We start from the raw sequence: 23,188 nt of genomic DNA on the forward strand, positions 1-23,188 counted from the left end.
GATATATGAATAAACGATACTTCTTCTTATTATTTTTATCGATGTTTTTACTAATGACGGCGTGCACATCAATCAATACTTCAAATGAAACGGTTCAACCTAAGAAAGTAGTTATTAAACAAACAAAGGAAATATGGAATTGGGATATTAAAGTCATACCAAGGTTAAATCATAAAAAATGGGTTTATGATACGTCAATTACCTATTTGGGAGAAAAAACTGTACCCCACTTAGTTGTTTTAAATTATGATCAATCAAAATTAGAATATGATAACGTAAAACCTCATACACCACTTAAAACCTTTGGAAGTTATGATTATGAAGGTAGTGTTTTCTCAAACAAAAAAAATCAGTTATCGTTTACCTTAACATGGAGTGAAGGGTATAACAATTACTCTAAAATTGTCGTATTCAAAATAAAACCGAAATATTAAAGGTTTATTTTAATTAGAACGAATTAAGATAAACAAATCGGAACATAAATATAATAGTTAAAGAGCAATTGGGGCTGTATTAACAGTCCTTTTTATTATGAAGAAAATTTAAACAGGATTAGAAAAAGATATTCTGAATATAAAATAGTAGTAATTTAATAAATATGATAAGAGGAAGGGATATGTAGTATAGACAGTTAGTTCATTTAAACTATGAAAAAATTAATTTATTTAGATATGAATTTATAAAAGATCTTGAAATGTATGGTAAAATATGGAAGATAGGAAATTTGGTTTCAACATTTGAAATGTGTTTGGGGGAGTTTAATTTTGCTAATACCTATACTATTTTTAATTGCAATCGTTTGTTATTTAATATGGTATTTTTCAGAAGCTTTGCGAAAAGTTTCAAAGCAAAATGAAGAAATTATTAAACTATTAAAAGAGCTAAAATAAGTAAATACGACTAATGTATTACGTTATTTACTTCTGCCATTCTTTTTTTGACTAAATGCTAGGTTAGAAGATTTTTAATAGATGCTAGAAATGTGCTCCTTTTATTTGTTAGGAGCTGAGTTTAAACTTTTTTATGATCGTATTATTGAAAAAGGATGAAGTGATGTGATTAAAGCTGTTATTTTTGATTTAGATGGAACTTTATTAGATCGAGAACGCTCCTTAAAGCTATTTATTAAAAATCAGTATAAGAAATTCATTAGAGAATTAAAACATATACCTGAACAGCGATTTACCGAACGATTCATTGAATTAGATAATAAGGGATATGTATGGAAAGATAAGGTATATCAACAATTAATTCAAGAATACTCGATTTCTAATTTAACATGGGAACAGCTACTAGAAGATTATATTTATTCATTTCAATCTAGTTGTATACCTTTTAAAAATATGGAATATATACTAAAAGAACTTAAAAATAAAGGAATACGATTAGGTATGATTACGAACGGATTTACTAAATTTCAATCTTTAAACCTCCAAGCTTTAGGAATCCATAAATACATAGATACCATATTAATTTCGGAACAAGAAGGGATTAAAAAGCCACAACCTGAAATATTTTTAAGGGCATTAGAGAAATTAGGCGTAACTCCAGAAGAAAGTTTATATGTAGGTGACCATCCAGAAAATGACGTAATAGGTGCTCTAAATGTTGGTATGAACGCTGTATGGAAAAAAGATCCATTTTGGAGTGAATCAAATGAAATCGAATATACAATTGATGATTTGGGAGAATTGCTGAACCTAGTCAATCAATTATAAAAACTGATAGAACGAAATTATGCATTAGTTGAAAATCACGAATCACTAAAAAGTCTCTTTTTTTGAACTGACTAGCAGTTTCACCAATAAGAGTAGCGACCATTGTATCCTAAAATATTATTTAATGGTAAAATATGGATATAGGAAAGATAATAAGAGCACATTTAAGTCAGTGATTGTAATTAATAGAGTTAGTTGATTAAACAAACTATTACAAGAGGGTGAATAAGAACGTGATATGGATTGCTGGAGGTGCTATTTGTCTTATAGGATTAGTCGCTGTTTTCAACGTTTTAGCTTTCGGTAAAAGTCCAACACACGAGAAACTTTCGGACAAACAACTTCAAGAGTCAGAAAGTGTAAAACATGATACATTTCCATCAAATGGAGGTAAGAATACAGATAATAGAGCTTCAGGTTAAATGATAACAAGGTGATAGATATTATTTAAACTAACTAATGAGTTAGTTTTATATGGTCATCCAGTTAAATGACTGGTTGACCATTTTTTTAGGCTCTTTTATTGCTAAATGGTGATAAAAGCAGGAAGAGCAGGTAAAGCAGGGAAAAACAGATTGGTAGGAATTCTGAAAGGAAATGAATAACATTCTCTAAATTCTTTTAATCTCTTTTGTTTTCTCCTTGATCCTGCCTTTCCTTGTTCCTGCTCTTTAGGGCATCCTGGAAAAGAAATCAACCTTCTTTTTTAACAGTGCCTTTTTCTTTAAAAATAAATCTCAAGAAATATGGAACTAAAATAAAAATAAATAATGTCCTAAATAGTTGGTAGCACATGATAACAGTGATGTCTGCATTTACTTCTTTAGCGATTAGTGCCATTTGATCCATTCCGCCCGGAGCTAAACTTAGCAATGCGGTTATCTTATTAATTGCATGTAGGTGTGTTAAAAATATGCTTGATAAAAGTGAAAAAGATAATAAAATTAGTCCACTTAAAATTGAGATTAGGATTATTTTGAATTTGTTCGTTAAGTTTTCTGGTTTCAATAATAGCCCAATATAGCTACCCATCATCAACTGTGAACAATTTAAGATAATCGTAGGAAGTGGTGGACCATGAAGACCTGATAAATTTAGAATGATCGTTGCAATCATTGGTCCTAATAGTAATGCTGTTGGAAAATTTATTTTCTTTCCTAAAATACCAAGTAAAGTACAAGCTATTGCAAAAATAAAGATATTTGGGAATAAACCACTCCAGCTAGCTGCTGAATGTAGTATCGGTTCCAAAATCGAATTTTTATGTACATCGAAAAATGGACTAAAGATTAATAAAGGAATGAAAAATATAATCATCATTAATCTTGAAATTTGTAAGAATGTAACAATCGTAAAATCAACGTCTTTTATTTCTTCAGCAAGTGTAATCATCTGGCTTAAGCCCCCAGGAATGCTCCCTAATAACACAGTTGGATAATGTAATTTGAATACTTTAGAAATGATGATTGAAATAATAATTGTGAAAACGATGAGTAGGAACGTCATCAAAATCATTGATGGTAATTGATGACCAATTTGAATAAAAGTTGAAGCAGTAAAAGAAAGACCAATCGTGTAACCAATTATAATCATCGCTGTATCACGAATTTTACTTGGCCATAATAGTTTTATACCTTTCATTTTTGAAAATATTAGAACAAAGAACATTGGTCCAAGTAGCCAAGGAATTGGTAATTTAATGAATTGAAAGATTACACCTCCTATAGTGGCAATAATCAATGTAAGTAGAATTTGAATCCACTTATATTTGTCGATTAATTGGGCAAGCATAATTTCACTTCTTTTCAATTTTTAAATTTTTATGAACATTAGAGGATAAGATTTTATCAAAGCTTCTGATATGATAATATCATTATTGACCTTAAGTTTATGGTGTGCAAGGTATTTGCTTGAATCGTTGAATTTAGCGTAGTAATCAGGATAGCAAAACGATTCAAAGCACATATTAAATATAGGTAATTAATAACAATTTTATTTACTTACTCTTGCAAATTTTAATTAGAAGGGACTAATTGAATTGGCTAAACAACAAATAGGCGTTATTGGTTTAGCAGTTATGGGGAAAAACTTAGCTTTAAATATTGAAAGCCGTGGTTTCTCGATAGCTGTATATAACCGATCAGTTGAAAAAACAGAAGAATTTTTAAAAGAATCAAATGGTAAAAATGTAGTTGGAACTTTTTCAATTGAGGAATTTGTAAATTCCCTAGAAAAACCTCGCAAAATATTAATTATGGTAAAAGCAGGTGCTCCAACTGATTCTACAATTGATCTGTTACTTCCTCATTTAGATAAAGGGGATATATTAATTGATGGTGGAAATACATATTATAAAGATACACAAAGAAGAAATAAAAAATTATCTGATAGCGGCATACACTTTATTGGTACAGGTGTTTCAGGTGGAGAAGAGGGCGCGTTAAAAGGACCTTCTATTATGCCTGGTGGTCAAAAGGAAGCTTTTGAATTAGTTAAGCCTATTTTCGAAGCTATTTCCGCTAAAGTCAATAATGAGCCATGTACAACATATATCGGTCCTGATGGAGCTGGTCACTATGTAAAAATGGTGCACAATGGAATAGAATATGGTGATATGCAATTAATCTCAGAAGCTTATTTTTTACTAAAGAATGTGCTTGGGTTAAGTGCTGAAGAATTGCATCATGTTTTTAATGAATGGAATAAAGGCGAGTTAGATAGCTATTTAATTGAAATAACAGCCGATATTTTTACAAAAGTTGATGATGAAACAGGTAAGCCGCTAGTTGATGTTATTTTAGATAAAGCAGGTCAAAAAGGTACTGGTAAATGGACAAGTCAAAGTACATTAGATTTAGGAGTTCCTTTATCAATCATTACAGAGTCGGTATTTGCACGTTTCATTTCTGCAATGAAAGATGAAAGAGTAAAAGCAAGTAAAATGTTATCTGGTCCATCAACTAGTACATACAATGGAAATAGAGAGCAATTAATAGAAGATGTTCGAAAAGCGTTGTATATGAGTAAAATTTGTTCATATGCGCAAGGTTTTGCTCAACTACGTGCGGCATCAGACGAATATAATTGGGATTTAAAATACGGAGATATCGCAATGATTTTCCGTGGAGGATGTATTATTCGCGCAGCTTTCTTACAAAAAATTAAAGAAGCTTATGATCTTGATGCAAACCTTTCAAACTTATTACTTGATCCATATTTCAAAGAAATAGTTGAAAGTTATCAAGGTGCTTTACGTAAAATTAGCGTAGTGGCAATTGAAGCTGGTGTACCTATACCATGTTTTTCAGCAGCACTAGCATATTACGATAGCTATCGTACGGAAACACTTCCAGCGAATTTAATACAAGCACAAAGAGATTATTTCGGTGCACACACATATGAACGAATTGATAAAGAAGGAAAGTTCCATACTCAGTGGGCTTAAAAAGAAAACCCCTCTTGTTTAAAACAAGAGGGGTTTTCTTTTTAAAAATGATCTTTATTTTCATTCAGTCGATCTGTGACTGGCCACCATTTATGCCCATCAACTTCTAATAATGTATCAGCTTCAATTGGACCCATTGAGCCAGATTGATATGTTGTAAGAGGCGCTAAATTATTTTTCCATGATTTAGAAATGACATCAACAAAACTCCAAGAATATTTAACTTCATCCCAGTGTGTAAAGTTTGTCCCGTCTCCTAACATACAATCATGAATTAATCGCTCATACGCTTCAGGTGTATTTATACAGTCAACGCAATTATTATTAAACGTTAATTGAATTGGTTTCGCATTTCCTTCTGGACCAGATCGTTTCGCATTTAATTGTAATGTAATTCCTTCATCAGGCTGAATATGGATAATTAATAAATTTGGTGACATTTGTTCTTTCGTATCATAGTACAAGTTCATTGGAATATCTGAAAATTGAACGATAATCTTTGTAGACTTTGTAGCCATTCTTTTTCCTGTACGAATATAGAATGGAACACCAGCCCATCTAAAATTATCTATATAAAGTTTTCCTGCAACAAATGTTTCAGTTTCAGAAACGGGATCGACATTATTTTCATTTCGATATGCAGGTACATCTTTACTATCAATCACACCTGCGTCATATTGTCCACGAACAAAATAGTCTTTTACTTCGGATTCGTCGATTTTTCGAAGGGCTTTAAATACTTTTACTTTTTCACTTCGAATCTCCTCAGTCGTTAATTTTATAGGAGGTTCCATTGCAAGTAAGGCTGCCATTTGAAGCATATGATTTTGCACCATATCTTTTAATGCACCAGAATTCTCATAGTATTTTCCGCGATCTTCTACCCCAAGTACTTCACTAGATGTAATTTGTATATTAGAGATAAATCGATTATTCCACAGTGGTTCAAACATTGCATTTGCAAATCGAATTACTTCTATATTTTGAACCATCTCTTTGCCTAAGTAATGGTCAATACGGTATATTTGGTCTTCCGAAAAAGCTTCTCGAATTTCATCATTTAATTCAATTGCACTTGGTAAGTCATGTCCAAATGGTTTTTCGATTACGATTCTGCTCCAACCGTTTGTATCAGCTAATCCATTTGCCTTTAATTGTTTCGCGATTGTACCAAAAAATTCTGGAGCCATTGCTAGGAAGAAGATTCGATTACCAGGTATTGAATAGTGACCATCTAAGTTCGTTAATAAATTACCTAATTCTATGTATGAAGATGATTCCAAAACTTCAAATTGATGATAATAAAAATGTGATAAGAAACTTTCAATTTCGTCTGGATTGGAACCAATAGACTGGATTGATTTTTTTACAGTTTCACGAAATTCATGATTTGACCAAGGTCTTCTTCCTACTCCTACAACCGCAAAACCTTCATCAATTTTTTGACTTAAAAACAATCTATAAATTGAAATAAATAGCTTTCTTTTTGCAAGATCTCCTGTAGCTCCAAAAATGACAATTACTGCTTTCGGGTTAACTTTAGTTTTCAATGAATATACCTCACTTCTTAAACTTAAATTACTAACTTATTTTAGTAATAATCACGATTGATTATACAAATTATGTAAAATGACTTTAAAAAAGTTTCTGTAAAAGGCTTTTTTTTATTTGAAAGCATTTTCATAAATTAATATAAAAAAATAATTACCAAATTATACAATTTATATCATAAACAAAACAAACTGTTTCGTAAACAAAAGACTGATTAAAATAGTATATTTTTTTACTGTTATGATAGGGAAATAAAGGGGTTATTACTTTCTTGGAAAAATGATTCTATTTACTTAATTGTTTGGCAAAATGAGCCATAAATACAGATAAAAATTAAAAAATAATTAAAAAAAGATGAGAGGAATTTGTAAATTTATTAGTTTTCTAGTAAAATTGTAGAGTACATTACCAGACATTTGGAAAACAGTATCATATTGAAATCAAATAGAATTCTGATATACTGTTTTTTGTATCTTTTTTTGAGTGTAAATTCTGAATACATTCAAAAAATAATTTTTTAATGATGGGTAAATGATGAAAGTTCCATCGACAACATATGAAGCTATGTAGTTTTCAAAAGACCATTTAATCTCAACATTTAAATGGTTTTGTTATTTATTTGGATTCTACTTCAAAAATCTACTTTTTAGGGGGACTTTTAATATGAAAAAAATTGGCTTAGCATGGCAAATTTTAATTGGTCTTGTTATCGGGATCATCGTTGGCGCGATTTTTTATGGAAATCCAAAAGTTGCAGACTATCTACAACCAATTGGAGATATCTTTTTACGATTAATAAAAATGATCGTTATACCGATTGTTGTTTCAAGTATTATCGTAGGTGTTGCTAGTGTTGGTGATACTAAAAAACTTGGACGCTTAGGCGGAAAAACAATTCTTTACTTTGAGATTATTACTACCATTGCTATTTTAATTGGACTACTTGTAGCGAATATATTTAAACCAGGTTCTGGTGTTGATATGAGTATTCTGCATAAAACTGATATTAACACTTATGTTGAAACAGCTAAAGAAGTTAAGAGTCATGGTTTTGCAGATACATTTGTAAACATCGTGCCTCCAAATATATTTTCAGCATTCGTTGAAGGAAATATGTTAGCAATTATCTTTTTCTCAGTGTTATTTGGTCTAGGAATTGCAGCAATAGGTGAAAGAGGTAAGCCAGTATTAGCATTTTTCCAAGGAACAGCTGATACAATGTTTTATATTACGAATCAAATTATGAAATTTGCTCCATTTGGAGTATTTGCATTAATCGGCGTTACAGTTTCAAAATTTGGACTAGAATCATTAATTCCTTTAGGGAAATTAGTCATTACCGTTTATATTACGATGGCATTCTTTATCGTAGTTGTTCTAGGTTTAGTTGCAAAAATGGTTGGAGTTAATATTTTTAAATTCATTAAATTAATTAAAGATGAATTGATTTTAGCTTACTCTACAGCAAGCTCTGAAACGGTTTTACCAAGAATTATGGAAAAAGTTGAAAAGTTTGGAGTACCTAAGTCAATTTCTTCATTCGTAATTCCAACTGGCTATTCATTTAATCTTGATGGATCAACATTATACCAAGCATTAGCGGCAATCTTTATTGCACAAATGTATGGTATCCATTTATCAATAACTGCACAGATTTCTCTAATGTTAGTATTAATGGTAACTTCAAAAGGTATCGCAGGTGTACCTGGAGTATCATTTGTAGTATTATTAGCAACTTTAGGAACAGCAGGTATTCCAGTTGAAGGTTTAGCATTTATTGCTGGAATTGACCGTATTTTAGATATGGCAAGAACTGCAGTAAATGTTGTTGGAAACTCATTAGCAGCAGTCGTAATTGCTAAATGGGAAGGTGTATTTAAGCCAGAAGCAAAAAATGATAATAGTATCGCAATGTAAGTAAAAAAGAAGAAGCACTAGCTTCTTCTTTTTTTTGTTTTTGCATCTGAAGTTAAGGGCAGGAAAGAGAGGAAAAGCAGGAAAGACAGGGATGTTAAACGAAATTATTTTTATATTTTACCTGGATATGCTATTCAGACATTCTTTTTAAAGAGAAATTATTTCACTTTTTTTACAAATTCATTAAAAAAAGGTAAAAAAGTAGAAGTTTAAGAATATATCTAAAAATGTGGATGGTTTATGATGATCCGCTAAATAGAAAAATCAGGGGGTTCAAATGAGGAGAAGTTTATTGAAAACAGTTGGATTAACTTTGGGTATTACTACTATGCTCGCTTTTTCACAATCTGTAAATGCCGAAACTGTATCTTATAAAATAAAAAAAGGGGATACATTGTATTCAATTGCAAAAAAATTTCATACAACTGTAGCTGAACTGAAAAAAATAAATCAATTACATTCAGATGTAATCTATGCAGGAAAATTAATCTATATCAGTAAAGATGCAAGTTATGACCCTTTCAAAGTAAATGTTCGCCTGAAGCCCAAAGCTGGGTATACATTTGATCATGAGGAGCCTGGAAGATATATACTTCAATATAAAAAGAATGGAAATTATTTTGCACGGATTGAAATATTAGATGCAAATTCTAAAATAAGTGATGTTAAAAAGAACTCAATAAATTACTTGTTATCTACAGGTAAAGTAACAGAATATCCTACGAATCAAGGATTACCTCTTTATAAAAATGCATACTTTTTTCTTCACGCACATAACAAAAAAATTCAACAAAATATTGTTGTAAAAAAAGTTGATGGGAAACTCGTTCGATTCACAATTCATTTTGAAAACAAAGAGGGATCAGAAGGAATCACTCCAAATTTGATTGAAATGCTACAATCGATAAAATTTTAGGGGCAGGAAGAGCAGGAAAGTGCAGGGAGAAGTAGTAAAGGCAGGGGAAGCATATGGTACAAAATTTACTTACAGGGCATTGAAAATTCGCAAAAGTCTCTTAAATCTTTTCGTTTTTTTCCTAAATCCTGCCTTTCCTTATTCCTGCTCTAAATATTTTAAAAGGAAAAAGATTAAAAATATAGAATATTCTTAATTGTGTTCCGTTAATAATAGACATTTTTTCCAATGGAAATCAATTAAGGAGGATATGATGACAAATTTACTAAATGTAACGATAGGAAAACTTTTAGAAGAAAAGGCTAAATTACATCCTGAACATGAAGCTGTTGTCTATGCTGATAGAGGGTTAAGGATGAATTATGAGCAATTTGAACAACATTGTAGGGAAATCGCAAAAGGATTAATGAGTCTTCGCATTCAAAAAGGTGATCATATTGCAGTTTGGTCATCAAATACTCCTGAATGGCTGACGGCACAGTTTGCTACTGGTAAAATGGGAGCTGTTCTTGTAACGGTCAATACGAATTATCGTACAACTGAACTAGAATATTTGCTAAAACAATCCGATTCAACAACGATTATATTAATGGATCAACATAAAGATTCGTCGTATATAGAAATGCTGTATGAAATCGTACCAGAATTAAAGGATTCCATTCCAGGAGAACTTCAAAGTAGTAGATTACCTTTTTTACGTAATGTCATTGTTCTTGGTGAGAAAAAATATCCTGGAACATTTTCATGGAATGAGCTTATTGCTATGGCAAAACATGTTTCTGATGAGGAGTTAAATTACCGAATTGATTCAATGAGCCCATACGATGTTATTAATATGCAATATACATCAGGGACTACTGGGTTCCCTAAAGGGGTAATGTTAACCCATTCGAACATTGTAAATAATGGATTTAATATAGCGAATTGTATGAAGTTAACTAAAGAGGATCGATTATGTATCCCTGTTCCTTTCTTCCATTGTTTTGGATGTGTATTAGGTACGATGGCTTGTGTAACTGTTGGGGCTACAATGGTACCAGTACAAGACTTTAATCCGAAACGTGTTCTTCAAACAGTACAAGATGAAAAATGTACTGGATTACATGGCGTTCCAACAATGTTTATTGCCGAATTAAATGAACCAGATTTTTCTACATATAATTTATCAACTTTACGTACAGGAATTATGGCCGGTTCAAACTGTCCGATTGAAGTTATGAAAGCTGTCATAGAAAAAATGGGAATTGATCAAATCACAATTGCATATGGACAAACTGAGTCTTCACCAGTTATTACCCAAACGCGTACGGATGATCCAATCGAATTACGGGTTGAATCTGTAGGTAAAGCTTTACCGAACGTTGAAGTAAAAATCGTTGAACCAGGTACATCTATTGAGGTACCGCGTGGAGTCCAAGGTGAGCTTTGTACAAGAGGATATCACGTAATGAAAGGGTATTACAAAAATGAAGAAGCAACACGTGCAGCAATTGATGAAGAAGGATGGTTACATACTGGTGATTTAGCCATCATGGATGAAAATGGCTACTGTAAAGTTACTGGTCGTCTGAAAGATATGATCATTCGTGGTGGTGAAAATATTTACCCACGTGAGATCGAAGAGTTTTTATATACACATCCAGACGTATTAGATGTACAAGTGGTCGGCGTTCCAGATTCTGTTTATGGTGAAGAAGTAATGGCTTGGATCATTTTAAAAGATGATGTTTCAACAAGCCCAGAGGATATTCGCAACTACTGTAAAGGGAAAATCTCGAAACATAAAATTCCTCGTTACATTGAATTTGTGGATGCCTACCCGATGACTGCATCAGGCAAAATACAAAAATTTCGCTTAAGAGAGCAAGCGGTTGAAAGCGCTCAAAAACAAATCTAATATAGAAAAAGAGCATGATAAACATCAAAGAAAAATGATTGTCGTTTTCTTTTTTTTATCATGAAATAGCAAAGCTCAACTTTAGCTTTGCTATTTTTTCTTTATTAAAGATTTGTAAGGAATATTCAAACAATATTTATGTTAAAATGTGGATAAAACAAATTTAAAGGGGATATACACTTGAAGACTAAAAAAAAGGATAGTTCATGGCAAACGATTAAATTAATCGCGTATTCTTTCACGATTGCATTTATTATTAAGCTTTTTATTTTTTCACCCTTTATTGTTGAAGGTGCCTCCATGCAACCAACTTTACATAATCATGATTACTTATTCGTAAACAAAGCTTCATTTCATATAACTTCGATAAATAGAGGTGAAGTCGTTATTATAAAAAAACAAAATGATCCAAAGTACTATGTTAAAAGAATAATTGGTATGCCTAATGATCAAGTTAATATAACAAATGGTGTTTTACATATTAACGGTAAATCAATCGACGAAAACTATCTTAACGCAAGCTTAAGAACTGAATATAAAGAATACCTACAATTTAACCAAGTAAAAGTACCTAACAATTCATACTTAGTTATGGGAGATAATCGATTAAATAGTATGGATAGTAGAAACGGATTAGGTTTTATCAAAAAATCTGAAATCATCGGAAAAGTAGAAGGGGTATTCTATCCATTTAATAGAGTAAGAGTCGTTCATTAAGAAACTAACTCCTTTCAGACTGCCCGCCAAGCGTTTTCAAACAGTCTGAATATCAGATAAATAAGACTTTGTCTACAAACTGAAAGGATCTTTTAACTCTTTTTTTAAATTTCAAGAAAATAAAAATAAAAACCACATTTTCATTTATTTTTCATCTTTCTTTGTTAGTTTATAAATTGTAGAAACTAATAGCAAATTTAAGAATTAAAGTATTTATTTTAATTAAAAATACTTAAAATTGAAAGAAGGAAATAAAAATGAATACAAATGAAGAACAAAAAGTAGAAGAACCAATTAAATCTGAAATGCACATAAAAAAATACAATTGGTTACTAATGTTATTAGCCGTAGTCACGATACCTTTTCTTGTAACAAATATGTAAAAAAGCAAAGTCCGATTCATTCTCTTGAATCAGGCTTTGCTTTTTATTTGCTTATTTACTAAATGAAGTCCATAAATGGATTTGATATTTTTAGGGGGATGGAGAAATTGGGTGCAAAGAATGCAAATAGGACAGGAATGACTTATATTCTAAAAGTCTTTAAATATCATATCCATCTCTTTGAACCTGCCTTTTTAGATTAGAAATTTTAGGGTTAGAAGAATCCTTAGGGACTAATAAACGGTAATTCAAGTTGTATTTAAGAAAACACTTTATTATGAAGAAAGTGATTGGAACGAAAGGAAGCTCGACTCCTATGTTAAAGGCAGGGAAAGCAGGAAAAGCAGGAAAAGCAGATAGGAAATAATAAAAATACTCTAAGTCTTTTAATATCTTTTCCTTTCACTTTCCCTTTAATCCTGCATTTCCTTGTTCCAGCTTTTAAGCTTGCATCCTGTAGTGGAAATCAACAGTCAACTTTTTTCTGAGAGTAAGAGCTAACTATTTGACTTCATACCTATCTGGGTATATAGTTCACTTAAGCTAATAAAACAAAAGATTATTTTGAAAGGAAGAATTTTTATGGTTTACGATGATAAAGTAAAAAATAGAGTAAAAAGAATCGAAGGTCAACTTAGAGGAATTCTTAAAATGATGGAAGAAGATAAAGAATGTAAAGATGTAATAACACAACTTTCTGCAGTAAGATCGGCAATGGATCGAACAATCGGTGTAATCGTCAGCTCGAATCTTGTTGAGTGCGTAAGATTAGCTGAAGAAAAAGGTGAAAATGCCGAAGAGTTAGTTAAAGAAGCTGTTAACTTACTTGTAAAAAGTAGATAAAAAAATTTAAAATTAAAATTTAGAAGATTTTAAAAAAATACTATTAGCTTTGTAAGCTAATAGTAAAAGAAAGTGTGACTTTAATGGAATACTTAAATATCCTAATCATCGTTTTAATTGCCTTTTTACTAATACAAAATTTTTTACCAGTTAGAGGCGTAAAGCAAATTTCTACTGAAGAATTAAAAAATGAATTGAAAAGTAAAGATAAGCAATTTATAGATGTACGAACTCCTGGAGAGTATAAAGGTAGACATATTAAACAATTTAAAAACATTCCACTTCATTTATTGAAACAGAATGCAAACGAGCTTTCAAAAGAAAAAGAAACAATTGTTATTTGTCAAAGTGGAATAAGAAGTATGAAAGCATGTAAAGTACTTAAAAAAATGGGTTATTCAAATTTAACAAATGTTAAAGGCGGTATGGGTGCCTGGTCATAAAAGGAGAGAAATACTGATGAAAGAAATAACAGCTGAAAAACTTGAAACATTAATAAAGGATGGAAATAGTGTTAATATAATTGATGTTCGTGAAGCGGATGAAGTAGCTAATGGTAAGATACCTGGTGCAATTCATATTCCACTAGGCTTAGTTGAGTTTAAAATGGCTGATTTAAATAAAAGTAATGAGTATATTGTCGTATGCCATGCTGGAGGAAGAAGTAGCCGAGCTGTAGAATTTTTAGAAAGTCATGGATTCAATGTTATCAACATGACTGGTGGTATGCTTGCTTGGACAGGTGAAATTGAATAATTAATTTTTCTGATGCCGCTAAACGCTCGCTTTCTTCGTTGCTTCGCCTGCTTGCGGTGCTCATTACCGTCTAATGGTAACTCTACTCCTTACCAGGCTTCGCGCCTTGAAAGAGAAGCGTTTTCAATCAGTCTGAAAATCAGATTAATAGGACTTTGTCTACACACTGAAAATACTTATTGAATAAAATAAGTATTTTTTTTATGGAAATTTTTACTATTAATTTGCACAATAATAACGGCAAACTATTGACATAAAAAACAGAAAATTCCTATAATTAATTAAAATCAAACTGTAGTCTAGCAAAATTCTTATTAATCTATTATAAAGGGTGTTCAAATGAATTGAATAAAATTGATAGCTTTCCTTATCCATTTAAAGAGAATTCATATCGTTACTCTAATAATTCAATTATTTTAAATCCGCCTAATAGCATTGAAATCACATCAAAATATGAAAATGAAATTCTACTAAAAAGAACTTTGTTAAAAACTTCACCTAGTCATTGCTATCAAGCATTGCCAACTAGTTTTGAAGCACAGTGGGAAATAGTAGAATTAGTTTTAAATCATTTAATAACTTTTTATCCTCATTATTTTGAATTACATAAAAGAAACGGAAATTGGATTTTACATAATAAAATTTTAAAGGAAGAAGAACATTTTATCTTTGGAGATTCGAGTTCAGTAAATGGTGAACCAATGAATTTCATCGGTAAACACGTACAAGAAGATTTACTCTATATGGCCCAAAGAGATGCTGATCTTTATTTGGATGCTGGCCATCTATGTTTTCCATCAAATTGGTCACTTGCCTTTAAATTAGGAATGCGATTTAAAGAAATTCATGAACCAATTCCTCGGTTTAATGAGAAATCATTAGATGATCGAATTCTACGATTCATAAAAAATATAGATCAAGGAAACCCGTGGACACGAAAAAACTGGTCATTAATGGCTGGTGATAGACTGGATACTTCATTAGAGACTTTTGAAGTATGGGGTAAAGAAAGAAAAAATGTAACACATGAAAATGTAGGCCAAATTGTTCATTTACGAGTAGAAGTTCAGAAGTTATTTCGATTACCAGTTAGTAATGGGCTTCTCTTCACTATTCATACTCATTTATTATCTTTAGAGCAATTGTCGTTAAATAAGGTATGGCTAAAGCAGTTCTATACGATTCTTTCGGAGTTACCAGAATACATTTTAGCTATAAAGGGATATCTTCATATAAAAACATTGTACTAACTTATTTAAAAAATAAACTAGGGTAAAGATAGGTAAATAGATGAATAATTTAATTGTTGAACAAGCAAATTTTATCGATGGTAAAAGAAAGTATTTAATTTGTACGAATCATAAAGGAATGGCATTAATACAACCAATTTTAGAAAAATTGCTTTCGAAAAATTATTCGTTCGATTTCGTATTTATTGGTTTTGATTCAACTCCAGAGCAGACAAAGAATAATTTAAAAACTTGGTTACAAAATCAGAAGATGGGAAGTTATCTTTATTTAGCATTAAGTAAAGAAGAGCTTAAAAATTTAAGACCATTAATAGAAGAAATTGGATTTTTTGAGGATGAAGTTCAGTATGTAGGATATGGTGAAATGCATTCTAAGGTGTTTTGTTGTCGTTGTCATAGTTTAACGCAATTGAAAAATTTAGAAATTGGGAGTGAAATGAAATGTCAAAACTGTCATATATTACTTCTAGTTTCTGATTATTATTCAACTTTATATGATGCATACTTAGGGAATATAGCAAATTTATAGAGGAGGGAGCAAAATTGGTAGAGAATACGATCCAAGTTCGCGTTAGTGAAATTAAACAATTAACACCAAATGTAAAGGAATTTACTCTATTTCCAACAGACTCATTTTTACTTCCTGCATTTAGTGGTGGTTCTCATATTAATACGTATGTTGATGATGGTATTCATACAATTTGCAGACCTTATTCTTTAGTTGATTATTCATCTAGAGACAATACATATAAAATTGCTATTCAATTAAGCTCAGACTCGAAAGGTGGTTCGCAATTTTGGCATAGTCAGATCAAAAAAGGTGATCCATTACGAATCAGTTATCCAAAAAATCATTTTCCAATGAGTTCTAGAGCGAAACACCATGTGTTTTACGCAGCGGGAATTGGTATTACTCCTTTCTTATCAATGATGAAGGAATTAAAAAATAATAACAAATCTTATGAATTACATTATACTTGTGCCACAAAAGAAAGCTGTGCATTTTATGAATATCTATTTAAAAATTTTAAAAATGAAACATCTTTTTACTTTACAAAAGAGGTTAATTCTAATCGTATAAGTGTAGAATCACTTTTAAATCATTCAATTGGAACTCATATCTATTTCTGTGGTCCTAATCGTTTTATTTCTCAATTTAACGAAGCTGCTTATGCATTTGGATATCCTAAATCAAGTGTTCATTTAGAATTATTTAAACCTCAATTGACTCCTAATTCACGTCCTTTTGAAGTGAAATTAGCAAATGGAAAGACAAAACAAGTTCCGGTAGATAAAACTCTTTTAGAGGTATTACTTGATGAAGGGTTAAAAGTACCTTATTCATGTAGAGTAGGGAGATGTGGAACGTGTGAAATTAATGTAATAGATGGTCAAGTGGAACATCATGACTATTTATTAGATGAAGAACAAAGGAAAAGTAATAAAATGATTTTAACATGTGTCTCTAGAGCGAAGTCAAATCAAATTGTCTTAGAGGTTTAATTAATCAAATTAATTTTAAAGTAAAAGCTATTCAGGCCGTATTGGTAGAATAGCTTTTTTTATTTGAAAAAAATATGTCTCTAATATTGTGGGCTACTAATCTTAAATCTCATTTCTTATAATTAAGCACTTGTAATGAATACATTTTCTATAGGCTTTAATAGGTTTTGATAGGTATTGAATGAATTTATAGTATAGAAATGAATAAAGACATAGATTGGAGTGGAAGTTGCGAGACTCCTATGGGAGTAGCGGGAAGGCTGAGACCCCGCAGGCTTGCCGAGGAGGCTCAGCTCACGCCCCATGGAAAGCGAGCATCCTGAAACGGAAATCATCAATATTACTAAAAAGAAAAAATCTGATAAAAAAAGAAAAGTTAGACCATTTAAAAAATACTTAATATTCATAATTTTAGAGGATTTTGTTAGATGGTTGTCGAAATTTTAATTATTCTTTGCATTTTTATGTTTGTGACAACTTATTATGTCGATTTACTTTTTTAAATTTGATCGTTCATTTAGTTTATGAGATTGAAAGATAAGGAAAGGAGTGGCTTTAAACATGTCAGAGAATACAAATACTTCAAACCATCATTTAGAAGAGAAATTATTTACTGAATTTCCGAAGCCGACTGCACAGGAGTGGAGAGACGTAGTAGAAAAATCTTTAAAAGGAGCCACTATTGAGGAAAAGCTTGTTACGAGAACATATGAAAAAATTGATTTGCAGCCAATGTATAGGGAAGAAGATATCGAAGGTTTTCCGTATTTAGAGACGAAACCTGGAGAGTTTCCATTTGTGAGAGGAACAAAAAAGCAAGGTTATCTTGATAAACCATGGGATATTTGTCAAGATATCGACTCTTCAACCCCAGAGGAATTTAACCAAATTGCAAGGTATGATTTAGATAGAGGGCAAACGATGTTAAAGCTGTTTCTATATGAATCAGATGAAATAAATATACATCAAGCAAATAAAAGAAAGGGACTATTAATTAGTTCTGTTAACGATTTTAGAAAAGCTTTCCAAAATATCAATTTAGAGGAAGTACCATTTTATATTGAAACTGCAAATGGAGGAAAAGCATTTTTTGCCTCATTTGTAGCATACATACAACAACAAAATTATGATTTTAAAAAAATAAAAGGCTGTTTTGGGATGGATCCTTTAAGCGATTTAGTAAAGGAAGGTTCCCTCAGTTATTCTTTAAATGATACTTATGAAATGATGGCTGAGATGACAAAATGGTCTATCAAAAATACACCAAATTTACGCACTCTATTTGTTCAAACACATCCTTATCATGATGCTGGAGGAAATGTTATTCATGAGTTAGCTTTTGCTATTTCATCTGGTTTAGAGTACTTACGGGAAATGGATCATCGAGATCTATCGATTGATGATGCAGCGAATAAAATGATTTTCTCGTTTTCAATCGGTTCTAACTTTTTCATGGAAATTGCGAAATTGAGAGCGGCGAGGATGTTGTGGGCAAGAATCATCAAAGAATTAGGTGGAAATGAAGCTGCTCAAAAAATGACGATCCATTCACGTACATCCGCTTGGACGAAAACAAAATATGATCCTTATGTAAACATACTACGTGGAACAGTTGAAGCATTCGCAGGAGTAATTGGCGGAACAGATAGTCTGCAAGTATCGCCATTTGATGAAGCCATTAAAACATCAGATGAATTTTCACGCCGAATTGCTAGAAATACTCATTTAATACTTGATAAAGAATCTAATTTATCAAAAGTAACTGATCCAGCCGGGGGATCTTGGTATATTGAATCACTTACTTATACAATTGCTGAAAAAGCTTGGGAACTTTTCCAAAAGGTGGAAGAAAACGGAGGAATGTTTAAAGCATTACAAATCGGTCTACCTCAAGAATTGATTGCTCAAGTTTCAGAAGAGAAAACAGCGAACATTAAAAATAGAAAAGATAAATTTATTGGGACAAATATTTATCCAAATCTTTTGGAAACGTCATTAAAAACAAAGGCTTTAAATCAAGAGGAAGATGTTGACCAAAAATCAACTACTGATGATGTTAAAACTAACTTAGCTCATTTAAAAGAATTAGAAAATCTTTCAATGGAAGATGCAATTGACGCAGCAAATAACGGGGCTTCGATTACTGAGTTGAAAAAAATGATGAACTACTCAACTTCAACACGGCCAAAGATTCGTCCTTTAATGATTAATCGTGGAGCAAAACCGTATGAAATTTTACGTCAATTTTCTGAAGCCTACAAACATAAAAATGGTGAATTTCCTACTGTATTTGTAGCAAATTACGGTCCTGTTGCAAAGTATAAGGCAAGAACAGATTTTGTTACAGATTTCTTTGAAGTCGGTGGGTTTAAAGTACTGCAAAATAAAGGGTTTGATTCAATTACTGAAGTGATAGATCTGTTTAATCAATCAGGGTCAACAATTGCTGTAATTTGTTCAACTGATGACCAATATCCAGAAATTGTACCAATTTTAACAAAACAATTTAAATTAAAAAATCCAAAAGTAAATGTTCTTTTAGCAGGAAAGCCTGTTATAGAGGAAATGAACTTATATAAACAACTTGGCGTCAATGATTTCATCCATATGCATGTAAACAATTATGATAAATTGGAAAATCTTCAATTGGATGGAGGGTTTAGAAAATGAACAAATTAATTGATTTTAGTAAAATGCCGTTTCATACAACATTTACATTACCGAATTCAACTCCTCCAAAGCAGGTCGAAAATGAGATAAAGGAATGGAAAACATACGAGCAGATTGATGTAAAGCCTCTTTACGACTTAAATGATTTAAATAATATGGAGCATTTAGGTTATGTTTCGGGCATTGCTCCTTTTTTAAGAGGTCCTTACCCTGCAATGTATATAAATAAGCCTTGGACAATTCGTCAATATGCTGGTTTTTCAACTGCTGAAGAGAGTAATGCATTTTATCGAAGAAATTTAGCAGCTGGTCAAAAGGGATTATCGATTGCGTTCGATTTAGCAACTCATCGCGGGTATGATTCAGATCATCCTCGAGTTGAAGGGGATGTTGGAAAAGCAGGTGTTGCAATTGATTCAATTTTAGACATGAAGATTTTATTTGATGGAATTCCTTTAGACAAAATGTCAGTATCAATGACGATGAATGGTGCGGTATTACCTGTTTTAGCTTTTTATATTGTTGCTGCAGAAGAACAAGGTGTGCACCAATCGCAATTAACTGGAACAATTCAAAACGATATTTTAAAAGAATATATGGTTCGAAACACATATATTTATCCACCTGAAGCGTCAATGCGAATCATCGCAGATATTTTTTCTTATACATCTGAGCATATGCCAAAATTCAACAGTATTAGTATATCTGGTTACCATATGCAAGAAGCAGGAGCTACTGCAGATATTGAATTAGGTTATACATTGGCGAACGGATTGGAATACGTAAGAACTGGATTAAAAGCAGGAATTGATATCGATTCATTCGCTCCTCGTCTGTCTTTTTTCTGGGGAATTGGAATGAACTACTTTATGGAGATTGCTAAAATGAGAGCTGCCCGCTTGTTATGGGCTAAATTAATTAAATCTTTTGATCCAAAGAAAGAAAAATCAATGGCATTAAGAACACATTCTCAAACTTCCGGGTGGAGCTTAACTGAGCAAGATCCGTTTAATAATGTTACTCGTACATGTATCGAAGCAATGGCAGCAGTTTTAGGACATACTCAATCACTTCATACAAATGCTTTAGATGAAGCGATCGCTTTACCGACAGATTTTTCTGCCAGAATCGCACGTAATACGCAGCTTTATTTGCAAGAAGAAACTGGAATCTGTAAAGTTGTTGACCCATGGGGTGGATCCTATTACGTTGAAGCGTTGACGAGTGAACTGGTTCATAAAGCATGGTCACATATTCAAGAGGTTGAATCATTAGGCGGAATGGCAAAAGCAATTGAAACAGGCTTACCAAAAATGAGAATTGAAGAAGCTGCAGCAAGACGTCAAGCGCATATCGATTCAGGTAAGGAAACAATAATAGGGGTTAACAAATACCGCCTTGAAAAAGAGGATCCATTAGAAGTTCTAGAAGTAGATAATACAGCTGTTCGTGAAGCACAAATTATGCGTTTACATGAACTTCGTGCAACTAGAGATGAAGCGAAAGTACAGGCTGCATTAACTGCAATTACTGAATCAGCTAAGTCAGGTAAAGGAAATTTGTTAGCGCTTGCAATTGAAGCTGCAAGAGCTAGAGCAACATTAGGAGAAATTTCTGATGCATATGAAAAAGTAGTTGGTCGACATAAAGCTGTTATTCGTTCCATTATGGGCGTATATAGTGCTGAATATGGGGAGAAAGAGGAAATTGAGATTGTTCGTAAAATGGCGGATGATTTCGAGGAAACTGAAGGTCGCCGTCCTAGAATTATGATTGCAAAATTAGGTCAAGATGGACACGATCGAGGAGCGAAAGTCATTGCAACTGCATTTGCCGATTTAGGTTTTGATGTAGATATCGGTCCTTTATTCCAAACACCTGCAGAAACTGCACTACAAGCAGTCGAAAATGACGTACATGTTATTGGGATGAGTTCATTAGCAGGAGGTCATAAAACACTTCTTCCGCAATTAGTAGAGGAATTAAGAAAATTAGGTCGTGAAGATATTGTCATTATCGCAGGTGGAGTAATACCTGCAGGGGACTATGAATTTTTATTGAAAAACGGAGCTGCTGCAATATTCGGACCAGGTACTGTAATCCCAGTTGCAGCTCAAAAAGTCATCGAAGAAATTAATCGTAGACTAGAGGATACGCTTTAAATGGACCAACAAAATAAAAGGAAGAAAAAGCTTTCAGAAGATGACTACGTAAATGGCGTTCTTGAGGGGAATAGAACAATATTGGCACAAACAATTACGTTAATTGAAAGTAATTCGTTGGCGCATATGAATTCTGCTCAAAATGTATTGACTAGACTACTCCCTCATACAGGACGTTCGATCCGTATTGGAATAACTGGGGTTCCAGGTGCCGGAAAAAGTAGTTTAATAGAAAGCTTTGGAATGTATTTGTGTGAACAAGGACATAAGGTTGCTGTTTTAACGATTGATCCTAGTAGCACGATAACAAAAGGAAGTATCCTTGGTGACAAAACAAGAATGGATTCACTATCTAGGAATCCAAATGCTTTTATTCGACCTTCTGCTTCAGGAGGATCCCTTGGTGGAATTGCAAGGAAGACACGAGAATCAATGTTAGTATGCGAAGCAGCTGGATATGACGTGATATTAATAGAAACTGTTGGAGTTGGACAAAGTGAAGTGCAAGTTCGTTCCATGGTTGATTATTTCCTATTAGTTATGCTGACTGGAGCAGGTGATGAACTACAAGGCATAAAAAAAGGAATCATGGAACTAGCAGATTCGATTGTCATTAATAAAGCCGATGGAGAAAACAAAATCAAAGCACTAGCAGCAAAGGCTGAATTCAATCGAATATTGCATTTGCTACAACCTTCAACTCCTGGATGGACTAGCAAGGCGTACACAGTTTCGGCTTTGTTAAGTGAAGGAATTGAAGAAATCTGGACTGAAATCTTGGCATTTAGACAAATTACACTAGACTCAGGATATTTTCAAAAACGTCGTCAAAATCAAATGATTGATTGGATGTACAACATGGTATATGACCAATTGAAACATAGCTTCATGAATCATGAAGGTGTAAAACTAAATTTACGATCCATCGAAAACTCAATTGTTAATGGAACAATAACAGCAACATTAGCTGCAAAGAATCTATTAAATATTTTTGAAGGTACTGAAAGGGGAAATTTGAATGCAGGAGATTAAGCCTAAGAAAATAAATCATATCGGAATTGCTGTAAGAGATTTAGAGAGTTCTATTCAATTGTACACAAATGTCCTTGGCTTAAATCTTATTGGAATTGAAACGGTTGAAAGTGAAAAGGTTCGTGTGGCGTTTATCGAAATAGGAGAAGTAAAGATTGAATTGTTAGAAGCAACAAGCCCAGAGAGTCCGATTGCAAAATTTATTGAGAAAAAAGGTGAAGGGATTCATCATATCGCATTCGAAACTGAAAACTGTGAGAAGCAGTTAAAAATTGTGAAAGAGCAAGGAATAAACCTTATAAACGAAGTACCTAAGATTGGTGCACATGGGAGCCTAGTTGCATTCCTTCATCCTAATTCAACGAATAAAGTATTGATTGAATTATGCCAGCCATCTTCAAGCATTTCCAGAAAGGAAGTTGAATAAT

The 23,188-nt window shown here is 32.3% G+C and carries 22 protein-coding genes; 20 read left to right on the forward strand and 2 right to left on the reverse strand.

The annotated features are described in order from the left end of the window. Positions 1 to 5: 5 nt before the first annotated feature. The 4 genes from B7R67_RS06805 to B7R67_RS06815 all read left to right on the forward strand — a co-directional run bounded on the left by B7R67_RS06805 (position 6) and on the right by B7R67_RS06815 (position 2,140). Positions 6 to 434: a hypothetical protein gene (locus tag B7R67_RS06805; protein WP_088068818.1), complete on the forward strand. Its 429-nt coding sequence runs from the start codon at positions 6 to 8 to the stop codon at positions 432 to 434. Positions 435 to 764: 330 nt separating this feature from the next. Beyond that, positions 765 to 890 (forward strand): hypothetical protein, encoded by a 126-nt coding sequence (locus B7R67_RS22650; protein ID WP_268876004.1) that lies wholly within the window; start codon positions 765 to 767, stop codon positions 888 to 890. Positions 891 to 1,055: 165 nt separating this feature from the next. After that, positions 1,056 to 1,718: an HAD family hydrolase gene (locus B7R67_RS06810; RefSeq protein ID WP_088068820.1), complete on the forward strand. Its 663-nt coding sequence runs from the start codon at positions 1,056 to 1,058 to the stop codon at positions 1,716 to 1,718. A 233-nt stretch (positions 1,719 to 1,951) separates the two neighbouring features. Further along, a complete protein-coding gene (locus B7R67_RS06815; RefSeq protein WP_088068822.1) occupies positions 1,952 to 2,140 on the forward strand; it encodes a hypothetical protein in 189 nt (62 codons plus the stop codon). A gap of 271 nt (positions 2,141 to 2,411) precedes the next feature. On the opposite strand, the gene B7R67_RS06820 is transcribed toward B7R67_RS06815, so the two are convergent. Next, positions 2,412 to 3,509 (reverse strand): AbrB family transcriptional regulator, encoded by a 1,098-nt coding sequence (locus B7R67_RS06820; RefSeq protein ID WP_088068824.1) that lies wholly within the window; start codon positions 3,507 to 3,509, stop codon positions 2,412 to 2,414. 247 nt (positions 3,510 to 3,756) lie between these two features. On the opposite strand from B7R67_RS06820, the gene gndA reads away from it, so the two are divergent. Beyond that, on the forward strand, positions 3,757 to 5,163 hold the full coding sequence (gene gndA / locus B7R67_RS06825) for an NADP-dependent phosphogluconate dehydrogenase (RefSeq protein ID WP_088068826.1): 1,407 nt from the start codon (positions 3,757 to 3,759) through the stop codon (positions 5,161 to 5,163). 41 nt (positions 5,164 to 5,204) lie between these two features. Here the strand turns inward: gndA and zwf are convergent, their stop codons facing one another. Then, positions 5,205 to 6,713, reverse strand: a complete 1,509-nt coding sequence (gene zwf / locus B7R67_RS06830) for a glucose-6-phosphate dehydrogenase (protein ID WP_088068828.1) — start codon at positions 6,711 to 6,713, stop codon at positions 5,205 to 5,207. Between the two features lie 664 nt (positions 6,714 to 7,377). On the opposite strand from zwf, the gene B7R67_RS06835 reads away from it, so the two are divergent. From B7R67_RS06835 to mce, 15 genes are all read left to right on the forward strand, one after another. Then, positions 7,378 to 8,631 (forward strand): cation:dicarboxylate symporter family transporter, encoded by a 1,254-nt coding sequence (locus B7R67_RS06835; protein ID WP_088068830.1) that lies wholly within the window; start codon positions 7,378 to 7,380, stop codon positions 8,629 to 8,631. 277 nt (positions 8,632 to 8,908) lie between these two features. Next, the gene (locus B7R67_RS06840) at positions 8,909 to 9,547 is read left to right on the forward strand and encodes a LysM peptidoglycan-binding domain-containing protein (protein ID WP_088068832.1); all 639 of its coding nucleotides are present in this window, start codon (positions 8,909 to 8,911) and stop codon (positions 9,545 to 9,547) included. A 253-nt stretch (positions 9,548 to 9,800) separates the two neighbouring features. Beyond that, positions 9,801 to 11,444, forward strand: a complete 1,644-nt coding sequence (locus B7R67_RS06845) for an AMP-binding protein (RefSeq protein ID WP_088068834.1) — start codon at positions 9,801 to 9,803, stop codon at positions 11,442 to 11,444. 180 nt (positions 11,445 to 11,624) lie between these two features. Then, positions 11,625 to 12,161, forward strand: coding sequence for a signal peptidase I (gene lepB / locus B7R67_RS06850; protein ID WP_235822108.1), 537 nt, complete (start codon positions 11,625 to 11,627; stop codon positions 12,159 to 12,161). A 257-nt stretch (positions 12,162 to 12,418) separates the two neighbouring features. Continuing rightward, entirely contained in the window at positions 12,419 to 12,544 is a 126-nt protein-coding gene (locus B7R67_RS22655) for a hypothetical protein (RefSeq protein WP_268876005.1), read from the forward strand. Between the two features lie 582 nt (positions 12,545 to 13,126). Beyond that, the gene (locus B7R67_RS06855; RefSeq protein WP_088068838.1) at positions 13,127 to 13,387 is read left to right on the forward strand and encodes a metal-sensitive transcriptional regulator; all 261 of its coding nucleotides are present in this window, start codon (positions 13,127 to 13,129) and stop codon (positions 13,385 to 13,387) included. Between the two features lie 83 nt (positions 13,388 to 13,470). Beyond that, positions 13,471 to 13,830, forward strand: coding sequence for a rhodanese-like domain-containing protein (locus B7R67_RS06860; RefSeq protein WP_088068840.1), 360 nt, complete (start codon positions 13,471 to 13,473; stop codon positions 13,828 to 13,830). 16 nt (positions 13,831 to 13,846) lie between these two features. Next, entirely contained in the window at positions 13,847 to 14,143 is a 297-nt protein-coding gene (locus B7R67_RS06865) for a rhodanese-like domain-containing protein (RefSeq protein ID WP_088068842.1), read from the forward strand. Positions 14,144 to 14,487: 344 nt separating this feature from the next. After that, entirely contained in the window at positions 14,488 to 15,393 is a 906-nt protein-coding gene (locus tag B7R67_RS06870; protein WP_235822109.1) for a heme-dependent oxidative N-demethylase family protein, read from the forward strand. 40 nt (positions 15,394 to 15,433) lie between these two features. Then, the gene (locus tag B7R67_RS06875; RefSeq protein WP_088068844.1) at positions 15,434 to 15,922 is read left to right on the forward strand and encodes a hypothetical protein; all 489 of its coding nucleotides are present in this window, start codon (positions 15,434 to 15,436) and stop codon (positions 15,920 to 15,922) included. 14 nt (positions 15,923 to 15,936) lie between these two features. Then, entirely contained in the window at positions 15,937 to 16,896 is a 960-nt protein-coding gene (locus B7R67_RS06880) for a PDR/VanB family oxidoreductase (RefSeq protein WP_088068846.1), read from the forward strand. Positions 16,897 to 17,457: 561 nt separating this feature from the next. Then, on the forward strand, positions 17,458 to 19,566 hold the full coding sequence (locus tag B7R67_RS06885; RefSeq protein WP_088068848.1) for a methylmalonyl-CoA mutase family protein: 2,109 nt from the start codon (positions 17,458 to 17,460) through the stop codon (positions 19,564 to 19,566). Next, positions 19,563 to 21,728 (forward strand): methylmalonyl-CoA mutase, encoded by a 2,166-nt coding sequence (gene scpA / locus B7R67_RS06890; RefSeq protein ID WP_088068850.1) that lies wholly within the window; start codon positions 19,563 to 19,565, stop codon positions 21,726 to 21,728. Before B7R67_RS06885 ends, scpA begins: the two co-directional genes overlap by 4 nt. Continuing rightward, a complete protein-coding gene (gene meaB, locus B7R67_RS06895; protein WP_088068852.1) occupies positions 21,729 to 22,760 on the forward strand; it encodes a methylmalonyl Co-A mutase-associated GTPase MeaB in 1,032 nt (343 codons plus the stop codon). After that, the gene (mce, locus tag B7R67_RS06900) at positions 22,747 to 23,187 is read left to right on the forward strand and encodes a methylmalonyl-CoA epimerase (RefSeq protein WP_088068854.1); all 441 of its coding nucleotides are present in this window, start codon (positions 22,747 to 22,749) and stop codon (positions 23,185 to 23,187) included. Before meaB ends, mce begins: the two co-directional genes overlap by 14 nt. The last annotated feature ends 1 nt before the right edge of the window (position 23,188 follow it).

This window comes from Gottfriedia luciferensis (assembly GCF_002156865.1).
GTDB classification, from domain to species: domain Bacteria; phylum Bacillota; class Bacilli; order Bacillales; family Bacillaceae_G; genus Gottfriedia; species Gottfriedia luciferensis.